General features: G+C 69.3%; 11 protein-coding genes and 4 pseudogenes. 14 read left to right on the top strand and 1 reads right to left on the bottom strand.

The window, feature by feature from the left end:
* Positions 1-12 precede the first annotated feature (12 nt).
* The 7 genes and pseudogenes from OG978_RS46680 to OG978_RS46650 form a co-directional block, all read left to right on the top strand.
* The gene (locus OG978_RS46680; protein ID WP_326763335.1) at positions 13-927 is read left to right on the top strand and encodes a nucleotidyltransferase domain-containing protein; all 915 of its coding nucleotides are present in this window, start codon (positions 13-15) and stop codon (positions 925-927) included.
* Positions 924-1,478, top strand: coding sequence for an LOG family protein (locus tag OG978_RS46675; RefSeq protein WP_326763336.1), 555 nt, complete (start codon positions 924-926; stop codon positions 1,476-1,478). The genes OG978_RS46680 and OG978_RS46675 overlap by 4 nt, the downstream gene beginning before the upstream one ends.
* Positions 1,475-1,999: an orotate phosphoribosyltransferase gene (locus OG978_RS46670; protein ID WP_326763337.1), complete on the top strand. Its 525-nt coding sequence runs from the start codon at positions 1,475-1,477 to the stop codon at positions 1,997-1,999. Before OG978_RS46675 ends, OG978_RS46670 begins: the two co-directional genes overlap by 4 nt.
* Entirely contained in the window at positions 1,996-2,655 is a 660-nt protein-coding gene (locus tag OG978_RS46665) for an HAD family hydrolase (RefSeq protein WP_326763338.1), read from the top strand. Before OG978_RS46670 ends, OG978_RS46665 begins: the two co-directional genes overlap by 4 nt.
* A 189-nt stretch (positions 2,656-2,844) precedes the next feature.
* Positions 2,845-4,257, top strand: a complete 1,413-nt coding sequence (locus OG978_RS46660) for an NF041680 family putative transposase (protein ID WP_326763339.1) — start codon at positions 2,845-2,847, stop codon at positions 4,255-4,257.
* A gap of 201 nt (positions 4,258-4,458) precedes the next feature.
* Positions 4,459-5,388: a phosphotransferase family protein gene (locus OG978_RS46655; RefSeq protein ID WP_326763340.1), complete on the top strand. Its 930-nt coding sequence runs from the start codon at positions 4,459-4,461 to the stop codon at positions 5,386-5,388.
* Positions 5,389-5,820: 432 nt separating this feature from the next.
* A pseudogene (locus OG978_RS46650) lies at positions 5,821-7,047 on the top strand (IS1380 family transposase); the annotation flags it as partial.
* On the opposite strand, the pseudogene OG978_RS46645 reads toward OG978_RS46650, so the two are convergent.
* Positions 7,015-7,164: pseudogene (locus OG978_RS46645) on the bottom strand (NUDIX domain-containing protein); the annotation flags it as partial. The pseudogenes OG978_RS46650 and OG978_RS46645 sit on opposite strands and share 33 nt — an antisense overlap.
* Before the next feature lies 1 nt (position 7,165).
* Here OG978_RS46645 and OG978_RS46640 point away from each other — a divergent pair.
* The 7 genes and pseudogenes from OG978_RS46640 to OG978_RS46610 form a co-directional block, all read left to right on the top strand.
* Positions 7,166-7,711, top strand: a pseudogene (locus OG978_RS46640) (PLP-dependent aminotransferase family protein); the annotation flags it as partial.
* Between the two features lie 211 nt (positions 7,712-7,922).
* Positions 7,923-8,139: pseudogene (locus OG978_RS46635) on the top strand (MBL fold metallo-hydrolase); the annotation flags it as partial.
* Between the two features lie 488 nt (positions 8,140-8,627).
* The gene (locus OG978_RS46630; RefSeq protein WP_326771044.1) at positions 8,628-9,674 is read left to right on the top strand and encodes a LacI family DNA-binding transcriptional regulator; all 1,047 of its coding nucleotides are present in this window, start codon (positions 8,628-8,630) and stop codon (positions 9,672-9,674) included.
* Between the two features lie 11 nt (positions 9,675-9,685).
* Positions 9,686-11,281 (top strand): FAD-dependent oxidoreductase, encoded by a 1,596-nt coding sequence (locus OG978_RS46625; protein ID WP_326763342.1) that lies wholly within the window; start codon positions 9,686-9,688, stop codon positions 11,279-11,281.
* A 24-nt stretch (positions 11,282-11,305) separates the two neighbouring features.
* The gene (locus OG978_RS46620; RefSeq protein WP_326763343.1) at positions 11,306-12,601 is read left to right on the top strand and encodes an extracellular solute-binding protein; all 1,296 of its coding nucleotides are present in this window, start codon (positions 11,306-11,308) and stop codon (positions 12,599-12,601) included.
* A gap of 116 nt (positions 12,602-12,717) precedes the next feature.
* Positions 12,718-13,575, top strand: a complete 858-nt coding sequence (locus OG978_RS46615; RefSeq protein WP_326771045.1) for a carbohydrate ABC transporter permease — start codon at positions 12,718-12,720, stop codon at positions 13,573-13,575.
* The gene (locus OG978_RS46610) at positions 13,565-14,437 is read left to right on the top strand and encodes a carbohydrate ABC transporter permease (protein ID WP_326763345.1); all 873 of its coding nucleotides are present in this window, start codon (positions 13,565-13,567) and stop codon (positions 14,435-14,437) included. Before OG978_RS46615 ends, OG978_RS46610 begins: the two co-directional genes overlap by 11 nt.

Raw genomic sequence — 14,437 nt, 5'->3', positions numbered from 1 at the left:
GGCAGGACACTGATGTCCACCTCGGCATCCCCGCCGCGCGAGCTGCCCGCGATCGAGGAACTCGCGCACGCCCACCGGCCGGCGCAACTCGCCGTCCTGGGCGACCTGGTCCAGGCCCTGTCCGCCACCACGGCCGTGACCCACCTCCTGGTCCGCGGCTCGCTGGCCACCGGCACCGCGGACCGGCTCTCCGACGTCGACCTGGTCGTCGCCGTCCACGACAGCCGACTGCCCGACCTGATGAACAGCCTGGACGCGCTGATGTCCACCACCTTCGGCACGCTGCTGCCCGGATGGCGGGACACCATCGTCGGCGATCTCGGCGGCGCCGGGTTCGTCTACCTGCTGCCGCACGACGGCCACCTGCTCCAGCTCGACCTGTACCTGTGCCCGACCAGCACGGTCGGGGCGCTGCGCCGCAGGATCGGCCCCCGCCTGCTGTGGCAGGGCCCCGGCGCCGACAGCCTCGCCGATGCCGGCACCCGGCAGCGCACGGCGCAGGAACTCGCCCGCGCGGCACAGGCACCCGCGGACTGCGGCAGTCTCCTCGTCCAGGCGATGGTCCTGCACGCGATGCTCCGCAAACGCCTGGCCAGGGGCCAGCACTACATCGCCTACGGCCTCCTGCACGACCTGAACGCCACCTGCCGGGACGTGATCCGCACCGCGCTGGTGCCGCACTCCCGGCATCACGGCTGGTACCACCTGCCCGACGAAGTCGGCCGCACCGCCACCGGCCGGGAGTGTCTGGCCCAGCTGACGCAGGCGCTGACCAGTCCGCCGGTCCCCACCGTGGCGCAGGCCGATGAAGCACTGGACCGCATCGTGCGCCTTGCGCAGCGGATCGCCCCGCACGCCGCCGGCTCGCTGACCGACGAGATCTCCGCATACCGCTCCTACCAGCAGCACGAGGAAGGACTCGTATGAACAGCACCGACCTCACCGCGGCCCTGTTCGCCGGAGTCGTACCGCCGGACGGCGAGGAACCGCTGGCGGAGGCTGCCGGCGCCGCACTGGCCCGCGCCGGGTACGCCCTGCGGCACGGCGGCTACAACGGACTGATGGAGGCCGCCGCGCGCGGCGCCGCACCCCACGGAGTACCGGTCACCGCGATCACGCTGGCCGGCCGCCCCGACTGGGGAGCGCTCAACCCCCACGTCACCGCCACCGTGTACGCCCCGACCATCGGCGCCCGGCTGCATGCCTATCTCGACGACGCCGACCTGGTCGTCGCGATGGGCGGAGGGGTCGGCACGCTGCACGAACTCACCGCCGCCCTGTACTACGCCACCACGATCCGTTCCCTTCCCGTGCGGCTGCTCGGGCCCACCGCGTGCCGTCTGGGTGCGTTCCTGCGGGCCGGGGGATGGCTGACCGAGAGCCCCATCCGGCCGCTGGGCTTCCTGCGGGAACTGCCCGACGCCGCGGCGCTCGAAGCGGATCTCAAGGCCCTCGATGCCGGGCGGTGCAAGCGATGACGTTGCCCGCCGTCACCTTCGCGGAGAAGATCGCGGGCGTCGCCTACCGGCCCGGCCCCTACCGGCTGCCGGAAGGCGGCACCCTGGACACCTACTTCGACCCGTACCGGCTGGCCGGTGACCCGGAGCTGCTGGCGGAGACCGCAGCCGCGCTCGCCAGCCTGCTGCCCGCTGGCACCGAGGTCCTGGCGGGTCCCGCGCTGGCCGGCATCCCGCTGGTCACGGCGGTGTCCCTGCACACCGGTCTGCCCGCCGCCTTCCTTCGCCCCTCTCCCAAGGAACACGGCACGTGGCAGCAGATCGAGGGCGCCGAGCTGAGCGGCCGGCAAACGGTCCTGCTGGACGACACCGCCCGCAGCGGCACAAGTCTCCTGCGCAGTGCCCGCCTGCTGCGGATGGGCGGCGCGCGGGTCGGCACGGCCCTGTGCGTCCTGGACCGCGACGCGGGCGCCGCCACCCTGCTCGCCGACCACCACATCGTCCTGCGCGCCCTGGTCCAAGATCCGGACGGTGCCCGGTGACCGGGCCCCGCCAAGCGGCGCTGTTCGACCTGGACGGAGTGCTGCTGGACAGTGCCGCCGCAGTGCGCTCCACCCTCGCGGCGGTCGCCACCTGTGCTCTCGGCCGCCGGGTGATGCCGGATGACCTTCCGCCTGCTGCCCTGCGCCGCCCCCGCTGCGAGGTCCTGGCACTCCTGGACGTCGCCGATCCCGACGACGCCTGCGACCGGTGGTGGGACGGCGCGGCGTCAACCCTCCCCGTCGAACCGTTCCCCGGGATTCTCGCCGGGCTGCTGGCCCTGCGCGCGCAGGGCACGGCCGTCGGCGTCGTCACGGTCCAGGACCCCGACCGGCTGCGGTGGCTGCTGCCACCAGCCCTGACCAAACTGCTGGAGGTCGTCGTCACACGGCAGGACGCGCCGCCCAAACCGGCTCCCGACGGACTGCATCTCGCCCTGAGCCGGCTCGACATCCCACCGGAACGCGCGGTGTTCGTAGGGGACAGCCCCACCGACATGACCGCGGCCCGCGCCGCCGGCGTCGTCGCACTCGGAGCGGTCTGGGGCTGGCACCCTCCCGCCGCCCTGCACGCCGCCGGGGCCGATCACCTCCTGCCCGAACCCGCCAGCATCGGGCCGTCCCTGCTCAACCACCTGCCCCCAACCGACAGCGCGTGACCCACCCGCCGCACTACAGTGAAGGGGCGCCCCCCACGGGCGCCCCTTATTGCACTTCTGCACTCAGCTTGGCTTTAAACCCCACCAAGATCATTTCTTGGTGGGGTTTGTCGTTCGCCTGACAGCTGAGCGGCCTCTGCTTGATCATATGTTTCCGCCAAGAGACACGTTGATCAACCAAAGGCCGTGATGGACAGTCTGCAAGACGGCGCCGTGCGCGTCGAGGCCCTGGCCAGGTTGTCCCGGTTTCGCCGTGAGCTGTACGAGTGCCTGACGTTGCGGGCGGATGCTCTGTTCGAGCTCATGGATGCGGTGCTGTGCGCAGACGGGCCGGTGACGTCCCTGCCGGAACTCTCGCTGTCGGGGGTGCATCGGCGCGGGCACGGAGCGATGTACGACGCGCTGACCCAGGGACACATCAACGTGTCCCGGCTTCGGATGGCGCTGGCCGGTCTGCGGCTGCCGCGCGGGACGGACGGGCAGCTGTCGATCGCGTTGGATGTCACGCCGTGGCCGCGTCCGGATGCCGAGTGCTCGCCCGAGCGGCTGCACTGCCACCGTCCGTGCCGGTGCGACGGGGTGCGTCAGACCATCCCGGGCTGGCCCTACCAGGTCGCGGCGGCCCTGGGTGGGGGCCGCTCCTCGTGGACCGGGCCGCTGGACGCGGTGCGGTTGGGGCCCGAGGACGATCCCACCGAGGTCACCGCCGCCCAGATCCGCGACCTTGTCGCCCGCCTGGAGCGGGCCGGGCAGTGGCGCCCGGGGGACTTGCCGGTGCTGTTCGTCCTGGACTCCGGCTACGACCTGGTTCGTCTGACCTGGCTGCTGCGCGAGGAGCCGGTGCGGCTACTGGGACGCATCCGCGCCGACCGGGTGATGCGCGCCCCAGCCGGCAAGCGCCGCGGGACGAACCCCGGGCGCCCGCCCCGGCATGGAGCGGAGTTCCGCCTGGCCCACGCCGCGACCTATCCCGCGCCGGTCCAGGAGTCGGCCGGCGTCCACGACCGCTTCGGTCAAGTCCTCGCCCGCTGCTGGGGCCGCCTGCACCCCAGGCTGGACCGGCGCGGCTCCTGGGCTGACCACGAAGGCGAACTCCCCATCGTCGAGGGAACGTTGGTCCATCTGGCGGTCGAGCACCTGCCCGGCAATCGCGACCCCAAGCCGCTATGGCTGTGGCACAGCGACCCCGACGCCACCGCGCACGACGTCGACCGCCTCTGGCGGATCTTCCTTCGAAGGTTCGACATCGAGCACACTTTCCGCTTCTTCAAGCAGACGCTCGGCCTGACCCGACCCCGCTTGCGCACCCCCGAACAGGCCGACCGGTGGGTGTGGCTGATCCTCGCCGCCTACGCGCAACTCCGTCTCATCCGGCCTCTGGCCGAGGACCTCCGGCGGCCCTGGGAGAAACCCCTGACACCGGATCAGCTCACCCCGGGCCGAGTCCGACGGGGCTATCCCCGCATCCGACGGACCGTGGGCACTCCAGCCCGCGCGCCAAAAGCCTCCCGCCCCGGCCCAGGCCGCCCCAAGGGCCGCACCTCCACACCCGCACCCCGCCACCCAGTCGGCAAGAAACAGCGCAAAACGGATAATGCCTAGACGCGACGGGGCCGACCAGCAGCCTTAAAGATCAAGCTCAGAGGACACAGGCGAATGCGCGTGATGCGGCGACGAGCGCCCGGCGCCGAGCTGGAGCACTGAGAGAGCGGACCCCGCCCCTCAGCCCCGACTCCCGGTCCGGCTCGGCGCGCACCCCCATCACCCCGTCACCCGTCCCCTGGACCTCTGAAAGCTGCCCCGATGCCTGTACCGCCCACCAGCGGCCGTCTGCAATGGACCGACGTCCCCACGGCGCTGCGCGCCCGCCTCGAAGACGCCCTCGGCGCACCCGTCACCGACACCGTCACCCCCGGCGGCGGCTTCGGCCACCAACTGGCCGCCGCCCTCCGTCTGGCCGACGGGCGACGGGCCTTCGTCAAGGCAGCTCCCGACGACGACCCGCTCACCGCCGCCAACGTCCACGAAGCCGCCGTCCTGGACGCGCTGCCTCCCGGCGCCCCGGCCCCAAAACTGCTGGGCATCCACCACGCCGCCAACTGGACCGCCGTCGTCATCGCCCACCTCGACGGCCCGCACCCCGACCTCTCCCCCGCCTCAGGCGACGCCGGGCAGACATGGGCGCTCCTGGACAAGCTCACCTCCAGCCCCGCCCCGGCACCGTACGCCAAGGCGGTCAGCACCACACCCTCGACAGCGGCCGGCCTGCACGGCTGGGACGAACTCCTCCGCGATCCGCCCGCAGACCTCGCCCCCGCCGCCCGTGACCGCCTGCCCCAGCTCGCCGAACTGGAAGCCGCCTGGCCCGCCCTTGCCCGCGGCAACCGCATCGTCCACGGAGACCTGCGGGCCGACAACATGGTCCGCGACCGCCACCTCGGCGTGACCTTCGTGGACTGGGCACACGCCACCACCGGCCCGGCCTGCATCGACGCCGCATCTCTCGCCCCGCAACTCGTCCTCGCCGGACACGCACCCGCAGACATCGCCCGCCTGCTTTGCGACCACCCCGCCACCGCCACCAACCCCGACGCCACCACCGCGTTCCTCACCGCACTCACCGGTCACTGGCACCGCAACGCCCGCAAACCCGCACCCCCGGCGCCCCCGGACTGCGCGCCTACCAGCACCGCGCCGCCGCCGCGGGCCTCGCCCTCCTCGGCTACCGCCTGAGCTGAGACATCGACCTGGACGAAGACGGCCTGACTCAGGAAGCGAACCCCGGTCAAAAGACCGGCGTGGCTTTATCGAGCAGCAGTGAAGGCGCTTCTCGATGGGTTTGGGAGGCGCCTTCGGTGTCCCGATCCCGGTATCGACGAGTACGGGAGGCAGTGCCCACGGAGACCTCCGCGCCGGCAACGGAGTCGGTCCACCCGGCCACCTGATCCCGTAGCCAGCATCTTTGACCTCAGCTTGCCTCGGTGCGGGGACGCGCAGACGGGAATTAGGTCACGCGGATCCAGGAGTGTGCCGTCCGGACTCGTCGACATTCGGGCCCTCTGGAGTGCGTACGCGCCTCCCGAACTGCCCGAGAATCGAATCGCTGTTCCTCGTCATCAACAGAGCCAAGGGGTTCTGTCGGTCCAGGCGGAAGGCACTTTCTGCGTGCAGGGTATCGGTTCGCGTCCCAAGCTCCATGTCTCTGCTGACGGTGCCGGGGTGGTTGGTCACGCCGGGGCACGGTTGCTGGCTGATCTTGCCGATGCCACCGAACTGACCAGCGCGTACTCCACCGCGTTGGGACCACTTCGGCCACGCGGCACTGGCCACGACCCGGGCCGGATCGCCACCGACCTCGCGGTGATGCTGGCTGATGGCGGGGAATCCATCACGGATCTGGCCGTGTTGCGGGACCAGGGCAAGGTGTTCGGCCCGGTCGCCTCGACACCGACGGCCTGGCGGCTGCTCGCCGACATCGACGAGACCGGACTCGCTCGGCTGCGAGCGGCCCGCGCCCAGGCACGGGAAGTGGCCTGGCTGCAGGCCGCCGAGACCCGCTGCGGAATACCGGCGGCAAAAGCCGGCGGACGGGAACTGCCCGGCCTGGTCCTGGACCTCGACGCCACGCTGGTGACCTGCCACTCCGAGAAGGACCAAGCCGCACCCACCTACAAAGGCGGCTTCGGATTCCACCCTCTGGTGTGTTTCCTGGCCAACACCGGCGAGGGCATGTCCGGGCGGCTGCGGCCCGGCAACGCCGGAGCCAACACCGCCGCCGATCACATCGCGGTGCTGGACGACGCTCTCGCGCAGATCCCCGACACCCACCGGCACGGCACCGACATCCTCGTCCGCACCGACAGCGCCGGATCGGCGAAAGCCTTCCTCGCCCACGTCCGAGACATGCGGATACGAGGAATCCGCACCTTCTTCTCGGTCGGATACGCGGTCACCGAACCGGTCCGCCGCGCGATCCGGGCCCTGCCCGAACAGGTCTGGCACCCCGCCCTGGACCAGGACGGAACACTGCGTGCCGGCGCCTCGGTCGCCGAGCTGACCGGCACGGTCGACATTGCCGGCTACCCGGACGGCACCCGCATCATCGTGCGCCGCGAGCGCCCGCACCCCGGAGCCCAGCTCTCCTTGTTCGACCAGGACGAGGGCCTGCGGCACCAGGTCTTCCTCACCGACACCCCGCTCGCCGGCGCCGGCTCCGCCCAGTTCCTGGAAGTCCGCCACCGCGGGCATGCCACCGTCGAGGACCACATCCGGTGCGGCAAGACCACCGGCTTCGGACGCTTCCCATCCCGCCACTTCCTGGTCAACGCCGCATGGCTCGAACTCAGCCTCGCCGCGACCGTGTTGAACCCCGGTGCCGCCCTCCAGCTCGTCGGTGATCAGGTGGACGAGCTCGGCACGTTGCAGCTTGCCGCCCAGCTCCTCGAATACCTCGCGGTGCAGGGCCGCCTCGATGGTCGCGTCGTCCTCCTCGACCCCGCCGCCGACCGACGACGAAGTGCCGCCGCTCGCCTCTCTGGCCCCCCAGCAGACCGTCCTCGTCGACAGCCTGTCCAAGCGCATAGCCCCTGGCCTGACCCTCGGGTTCGTGGTGGCGCCCGGCTTCCTGGTGGGCGAGATCGCCACGTCGCTGCGCTCGGGGGGCTGGACCCCCATGCGCTTCGCACTGGAGGCGGCCTACCACTGGCAGCAGGACGGCACCGTGAAGGCGCTCGTACAGGCCAAGCAGCGGGAAGCCGCCGTACGACAGGAGATCGCGGCCCGGCACCTCGGCGGCTTCGCTGTACGGAGCGACCCGCGCTCGTACCACTGCTGGTGGCAACTGCCCCGCCCGTGGCGCGCGGACACCTTCGTCGCCGCCGCTGCCCGGCACGGCATCGGAGTGGTGCCGGCCGCCGCGTTCACCGTCGGCAATAACCAGGCCCCCAACGCGATCCGGCTGGGGCTTGCCTCCCCGCAGACCGACGTTCTCTCCCAGGCGCTGGCCACACTGGCCGAACTCGCCCGGTCCGCCCCGGACGACCTCGTCACCGACTGACGCCTGCCCGCGCGCCGGCGACCGTCCGGCGAAGACCGAGGCGAAGCCCACGGCCACAGACACGGGATCGGCATCGAGATCGTCGAGCGGAACCCGCAGGACAAGAGCTTCATCGCGACTCCGAGGGGGCCGGGCGGCCCTCGTAGTCGCGGACCAGTCGCCGGTGCAGTATCAAGGTCGTCAACACCTGTGGATCAAGCGTTCTCCCCGGATGACCACCGAGCTTCTCCGTCTCACCGTCCCGGGGTGTGCGACGCCTTGTCCGAGCGTGGACAATCCCTTGCTCCGGCCACCTGGTGTCCAGCGGCGACACACGGGTGTGGATGGACGCGGGCAGCGGGACGCTGGCTCAGCTTCAACGGCACGTCCAACTGGATGAGCTGGACGCGATCTGGATCTCGCATCTGCACGCCGAGCACAGCGCGGACCGGGAACCTCAGCCCTGCCCGACGCGGTGAACACCGTCTGGCTTCCCGGTCGCCTGAGCCTCGATTTACCGGTCCGGTTTGAAGTGGTTTCCTGAGGCTGTGCAGGGCGGCGTTCGGTGCCGTTGGCCGGGTGCGGGCAGGGGTCATCCGCTGGTCTGACCAGAGTGTCCACGGGTTCCGTTCCGGTTGTGACCAAGTGGGGCATCAGCCGCTACGACGCGCTCAAGCGCCTCTTCACCACCGGGGCGTGGATCCCTCACCCGCGAAATCACCCTCGCCCTCCACGACATCCCGGGAACGAATCAGACATCCACGGAACACTCCGGCGCTCTGGCCCGCCCCCGGCTCAGCTGCTGCCAACGGAAGCTGTTGACGCCCGACTTACTAATTCGCATTATCAGCGCCCCCAAGTCTTGACGTGTTTGAAACACAGGGTTCACACTGATCCCGAGGCGAGATAATTCGTATTAGCGGAGGCTCAAGTGACAATTGGTCGCCCTGCGCGGCGGATCACGCAGCGGGACATTGCCAAGCTGGCCGGGGTGAGTCAGCCGACCGTGTCGCTGGTGCTCAACGGTCGGGCCGACGCGGATATCCGGATTCCCGAGGAGACCCGCGAGCGCGTGTTGAAGGTGATCCGGGAATCCGGGTACGTGCCCGATCCAGTGGCACGACGGCTGGCTGACAAACGCAACCGCATACTGGGCGTCTTCACCTATGAGGCGGTCTTCCCCAGCGCCACCAGCGACTTCTACCACCCGTTCCTGGTCGGTATCGAGGGCGCGGCCGAACAGGTCGGCTGCGACCTGCTGTTGCTCACCAGCACATCAGTGACGGGCGGTCGGCGGCGTGTCTTCGAGGGCGACAATCGGCTCCGGCTGGCGGACGGCTGCCTGCTGCTCGGCCGGTCGCTCGACCGCGACGACCTGAGGCGGATGGTCGCCGACGGATACCCCTTCGTGGCAGTTGGCCGGCGCGATGACGCCGGAGGCCCGGTGCCTCACGTGGGCGCCGATTACGCGACGGCCGTCAGCCGCCTCGTCGAGCTGGCGGTGACCCGCGGCCACCGTCGCGTGGCATACCTCGGACTCCCCACCGACGTGGAGTCCTCCGCAGACCGTCGGAAAGGCTTTCTGCAGGCCACCCAGGCGGCACCGGGGCCCGGCGTCCTCATCGCGCTCGACGAGCTGTCTCCCGGACGCGAACCCGACGAGTTGCTGTCGGCGTTGCTGGCCTCACGCGCAACGGTAGTCCTGGTCGAAGACTTCGCCACCGCTGCGGATCTGGTCGCTTCCGCGCGTCGGCGCGGCCTGGCCGTACCGGAGGACCTGTCGGTCCTGACTCTCGGCGATCCGACCACGCCCGTACCTGCCGATGTGGACTTCACCGGATTCAAGATCCCGAGAGAGGAGATGGGCCGACAGTCCATCGCGCTGCTGACCGACCTCCTCCAAGGCACCGCGGACACCCCGCAGCTACTGCTGCCCTGCGAACTCGTCACCGGCGCCACCCTGGCGCCCGCACCCGCACAGTGAAAGGAACGTGGATGGAAACGGAGATCCTCGTCATCGGCGGAGGGCTCGGCGGAGTGGCAGCGGCATTGGCCGCCCTGCGCGCCGGCCGGCGGGTAGTGCTCACCGAGGAGTACGACTGGCTGGGTGGCCAGCTGACGAGCCAGGCCGTCCCACCGGACGAGCCCAGCTGGGTGGAGCAGTTCGGTGTGACCGCCGGCTACCGGGCACTGCGGGACGGAATCCGCGACTACTACCGCCAGCACTACCCGCTGACCGAGCGGTCCCGGGCCTGGCGCCACCTCAACCCGGGGGCCGGACACGTCAGTCGGCTCTGCCACGAGCCGCAGGTGGCAGTGGCGGTCATCGAGGCAATGCTCGCGCCGTACCGGGGCAGCGGGCGGTTGCGCGTGCTGCAGCCGTACCGACCGGTGTCCGCCGAGACCGACGGCGACCGGGTCTGTGCCGTGACGGTGGGGCACTGCGGAGATGGCGACGAGATCACCATCGCCGCACCGTACATTCTCGACGCGACGGAGACCGGCGAGCTGCTACCTCTCACCGGTACCGAGTACGTCACCGGCTTCGAGGCGCAGTCCGAGACCGGTGAGCCGAGCGCCCCGGGCACGGCGCAGCCCTTGAACATGCAAGCCGCCTCGGTCTGCTTCGCGCTGGACCATGTGGACGGCGATCACACGATCGACAAACCGGTCCGATACGACTTCTGGCGCACCTACCAGCCGGACTTCTGGGGCGGCCCGATGCTCTCCCTGAGCGCGCCTCACCCACGGACCAAGGAGATCGTCGAGCGCAGCTTCACCCCGAATCCCGACGACGACCCGCTGGCCGTCGTCGCGGACCAGCGGCTCAGCGCCGGCGACAGCAACCTGTGGACGTTCCGGCGTATCGCGGCACGGCGCAACTTCACCGACGGCGCGTACAGTAGCGACATCACGCTGGTCAACTGGCCGATGATCGATTACCTGGCAGGTCCAGTCTACGACGTACCTGATGCCGCGCAGCACCTCGCGGCCGCTCGCGAACTGTCCTTCGCGTACCTGTACTGGCTGCAGACCGAGGCTCCACGGCCCGACGGCGGCACCGGCTTCCCCGGTCTGCGGCTGCGCGGCGATATCACTGGCTCGGCCGACGGTCTGGCACAGGCACCGTATATCCGCGAGTCACGGCGTATCCGCGCCGAATACACGGTCGTCGAACAGGACCTGTCCATCGCGTTACGGGGCGACAAGGGTGCCGTGGAGTATCCCGACACGGTGGGCATCGGCATGTACCGCATTGACCTGCACCCCACCACCGGCGGCGACAACTACCTCGATGTGGCGTGCTGCCCGTTCCGGATCCCGCTGGGTGCGCTGCTCCCACAGCGGGTGGAAAACCTGCTCCCCGCCTCCAAGAACATCGGCACGACACACATCACCAATGGGTGCTACCGCCTGCACCCCGTCGAGTGGAACGTCGGCGAGGCGGCCGGTGCACTGGCCGCCTTCTGCCTGGAGCGCCGGGTCTCCCCGCGCGCCGTCAGAAACACGCCCGGCCTCCTGGCCGACTTCCAGGACCGTCTCACCGGCGACGGGGTCGAGCTGCAGTGGCCGCGAATAGCGGGTTACTAGCCAATCATCGCAAGGAGTACAGCAATGAACCCATCGAGACGCTCCGTCCTCGCGGCGACCGCGGCCGCAGCCGCGACCGCTGCCCTCACCGCCGGCTGCGGCAACGGCGGCGGTCGGTCGGGAGCCGACGACGGCAACCTGCGCATCGCCGTGTGGACGGCGGTGAAGGAGCATCTGGCGCTGCTGAACAGCATCGCGGACGCCTTCAAAGCCAGTAACCCGAAGGTGAAGAGCATCAAGTTCGAATCGCTCAACCCCATGGACTACACCACCGCGCTGACCACTCAGCTCGCCTCGGGCAACCCGCCCGACCTGGGCTGGATTCTGGAAACGAACGCGGCCGACTTCATCGAGGCCGACACGCTCGTCGACATGGCTCCGGCCATGAAGGCGGAGAGCGGCTACGGATACAACGACTTGGAGCCGGCGCTGCTCAGCCAGTGGCGGCGCGGCAAATCGCTCTACGCGTACCCGTTCTCCAGCTCGCCCCTCGCGGTCTTCTACAACGCCGACGCCCTGGCCAAGGCCGACGCGGACGATCCGGCCAAGCTCGCCTCCGAAGACGCCTGGACATGGGACGCGCTCGCCGCCGCGGCCAGGAAGGTCACCGATGCCAAGACTGCACGGTTCGGCCTGCTCGTCCACGATTTCGACTACAAGCACTGGGACCGGCTCTATCCGATCATGAGCGCGTACGGGGCGGCACCGTGGACGTCCGACAACGACTGCGGGTTCTCCGACGGGAAGATGGTCGACGCGATTGACTTCTTCCGGAAGATGGCCTTCACCGACCGGAGTACGCCGGGGCCCGGAGAGCAGGCAGACTTCTTCTCCGGCGAAAGCGGCATGATCATTACCCAGGTCAGCAAGGCCGGCCCGCTCGCCGACGTCTCGTGGAAGTGGGGCGTCGTACCGCTGCCGTCCGGACCGGCCGGAGCTCACCAGGTGATCGGGCAGGCCGGCCTGGCCGTCTTCGCCAAGGCCAAGAACCAGGAACTGGCCAAACAGTTCTTCCTCTTCGCCACCGACAAGAAGAACACCGCCGAACTTGCCCAGTTCTTCCCGCCGCCGCGCGCCTCACTGCTGACGGCCGAGACCCTTGCCAGAACCAACCCGCTGCTCAGCAAGGACCAGCTCCAAGAGAGCATCATCGATTCGCTTAAGTCCGGTACGGTGCGCCCCGGCCATAGCGGGTACGCCGAGCTGAACGAGAAGACGCGGGCGGCCCTCGACGCGGCATGGAAGCCGAAGGCCGATACGCACAAGGTCACCCGTGCCGTCTGTACCGCCATCGAGCCCCTGCTGCAGGCCGGATCGTGAGCCTGACAAAGAAGGCCCCGACCCCTGCCGTGTCCCGGCGGGCCACCGTGCCTCTCAAGGTGCGGCCGGCCCGCCGGGGCGGGCGGCAACGGACCCCGCGGTGGCGTCGGCGGGACATGCTCGCCGGGTACGTACTCATCGCCCCGCAGATGGTGGGATTCGCCGCTTTCGTGCTGGGGCCCCTCATAGCCGTCGTCTACTACAGCTTTACGAAGTACAACAATCTCACCGGCGATATCAGCTTCATCGGCGGTGACAATTACCGGAAGCTGCTCGACGACCCGCTCGCGATTGAGGTGGCTCAGAACACGGCCGTGTTCTCCCTGGGTCTGGTGCCGCTCAACATCTGCCTCGCCCTGCTGCTCGCCGTGCTGCTGGACCAGGGGCTGCGCGGCACCATAGTGTTCCGCGCGATCTTCTTCTCCCCGACCGTCGTGTCGGTCATCGCGTGGACCATCGTATGGAGCTTCCTGCTCAGCAAGGACGGCGGCCTCAACCTGCTCATACGCATGGTCGGCGCCGATGGTCCCAACTGGCTGCGCGAGCCGGACACCGCGATGTTCTCGGTGATCCTGGTGCAGGTCCTCAAAGGTGTGGGCGTGAACATGGTGCTCTTTCTGGCCGCCCTGCAAAGCGTCCCCACGGAGCTGCGGGAGGCGGCAAGGGTCGACGGCGCCCCTCCCTGGACCATATTCCGCCGGATCACCCTGCCGATGATCAGCCCGACCATGCTGCTGGCCGCGATCGTCACGGTGATCGGCTCGCTTCAGGTCTTCGGCCAGGTCATGGTGCTGACCGGCGGCGGTCCGGGTAACGCCACGACCGTACTCGCCTACTACGTCTATCTGCAGGCATTCAAGTTCTTCGACCTCGGCTACGCGAGTGCCCTCGCGGTACTGCTCTTCCTCGCTGTCCTGGTCCTGACCGTCGTGCAGTGGTGGTTGCGCAAGAAGTGGGTGTTCCATGAGCAGTAACCCCTTGGCCCTGTTCCGACGCAGGGCTCGGAAGCCCGCATTCGGGCGGATCCTGCTGTACGTACTGATGGTGGCCCTCGCGGTGCCGTTCCTCCTGCCCCTGCTGTGGATGGTGAGCAGCTCCCTCAAACCGATCTCGGAGATCTTTTCCTATCCGCCCTCGCTGCTCCCGAGCGACTGGCGGTGGGACAACTACGCCCGTATCACCGATTACCAGCCCTTCGGCCGTCAGTACTTCAACAGTCTCTATATCGCGGCGTTGGTGTGTGTCGGCAGCGTCGTGGTCTCGGCCATGGCCGGTTACGCCTTCGCCCGGGTCCGCCTCATCGGCGGCGGCACCATGTTCGTCCTCCTGCTCACCGCATTGCTGATGCCGAGCGAGGTCATCATCGTTCCGCTGTTCCGGCTGTTCTCCGAGATCGGCTGGACCGACACGCACTGGCCGCTGATCATTCCGGCCGTGTTCGGCAGCAACTCGGTCTTCGGCACCTTCGTCATGCGCCAGTTCTTCCTTGGCCTGCCGGCCGAGCTGGAGGAGAGCGGAAGGCTCGACGGTCTGGGGCGTTTCGGGCTGTTCTTCCGGATCGCGCTCCCGCTGGCCGGACCTTCGCTCTCAGCGGTGGCACTGCTCTCCTTCCTGCACAGCTGGAACTCCTTCCTGGAACCGCTGGTGTTCCTGCGCAGCCCGGAGATGTTCACCCTGCCGGTAGCGCTCACCCAGATCGTGGACAACTTTGGAGCCCCGGTCTGGAATGTGCAGCTCGCGGCCAGCACGCTCACGGTCATTCCGGTTCTCGCGGTATTCCTGGTGGCCCAGCGCTGGTTCATCAAGTCAATCGTCAACAGTGGTCTGAAGGGTTAG

The organism is Streptomyces sp. NBC_01591 (assembly GCF_035918155.1).
Taxonomy (GTDB): Bacteria; Actinomycetota; Actinomycetes; order Streptomycetales; family Streptomycetaceae; genus Streptomyces.
Note: the sequence above shows the minus strand (reverse complement) of the source record. Positions and strands in the feature narration are given on the sequence as shown.

Bases quoted from the DNA above. Each gene is read 5' to 3' on its own strand.
- OG978_RS46660 (WP_326763339.1), top strand. From the start codon at position 2,845: ATGGACAGTCTGCAAGACGGCGCCGTGCGCGTCGAGGCCCTGGCCAGG.
- OG978_RS46620 (WP_326763343.1), top strand. From the start codon at position 11,306: ATGAACCCATCGAGACGCTCCGTCCTCGCGGCGACCGCGGCCGCAGCC.
- OG978_RS46675 (WP_326763336.1), top strand. From the start codon at position 924: ATGAACAGCACCGACCTCACCGCGGCCCTGTTCGCCGGAGTCGTACCG.
- OG978_RS46610 (WP_326763345.1), top strand. From the start codon at position 13,565: ATGAGCAGTAACCCCTTGGCCCTGTTCCGACGCAGGGCTCGGAAGCCC.
- OG978_RS46680 (WP_326763335.1), top strand. From the start codon at position 13: ATGTCCACCTCGGCATCCCCGCCGCGCGAGCTGCCCGCGATCGAGGAA.
- OG978_RS46615 (WP_326771045.1), top strand. From the start codon at position 12,718: ATGCTCGCCGGGTACGTACTCATCGCCCCGCAGATGGTGGGATTCGCC.
- OG978_RS46655 (WP_326763340.1), top strand. From the start codon at position 4,459: ATGCCTGTACCGCCCACCAGCGGCCGTCTGCAATGGACCGACGTCCCC.
- OG978_RS46670 (WP_326763337.1), top strand. From the start codon at position 1,475: ATGACGTTGCCCGCCGTCACCTTCGCGGAGAAGATCGCGGGCGTCGCC.
- OG978_RS46625 (WP_326763342.1), top strand. From the start codon at position 9,686: ATGGAAACGGAGATCCTCGTCATCGGCGGAGGGCTCGGCGGAGTGGCA.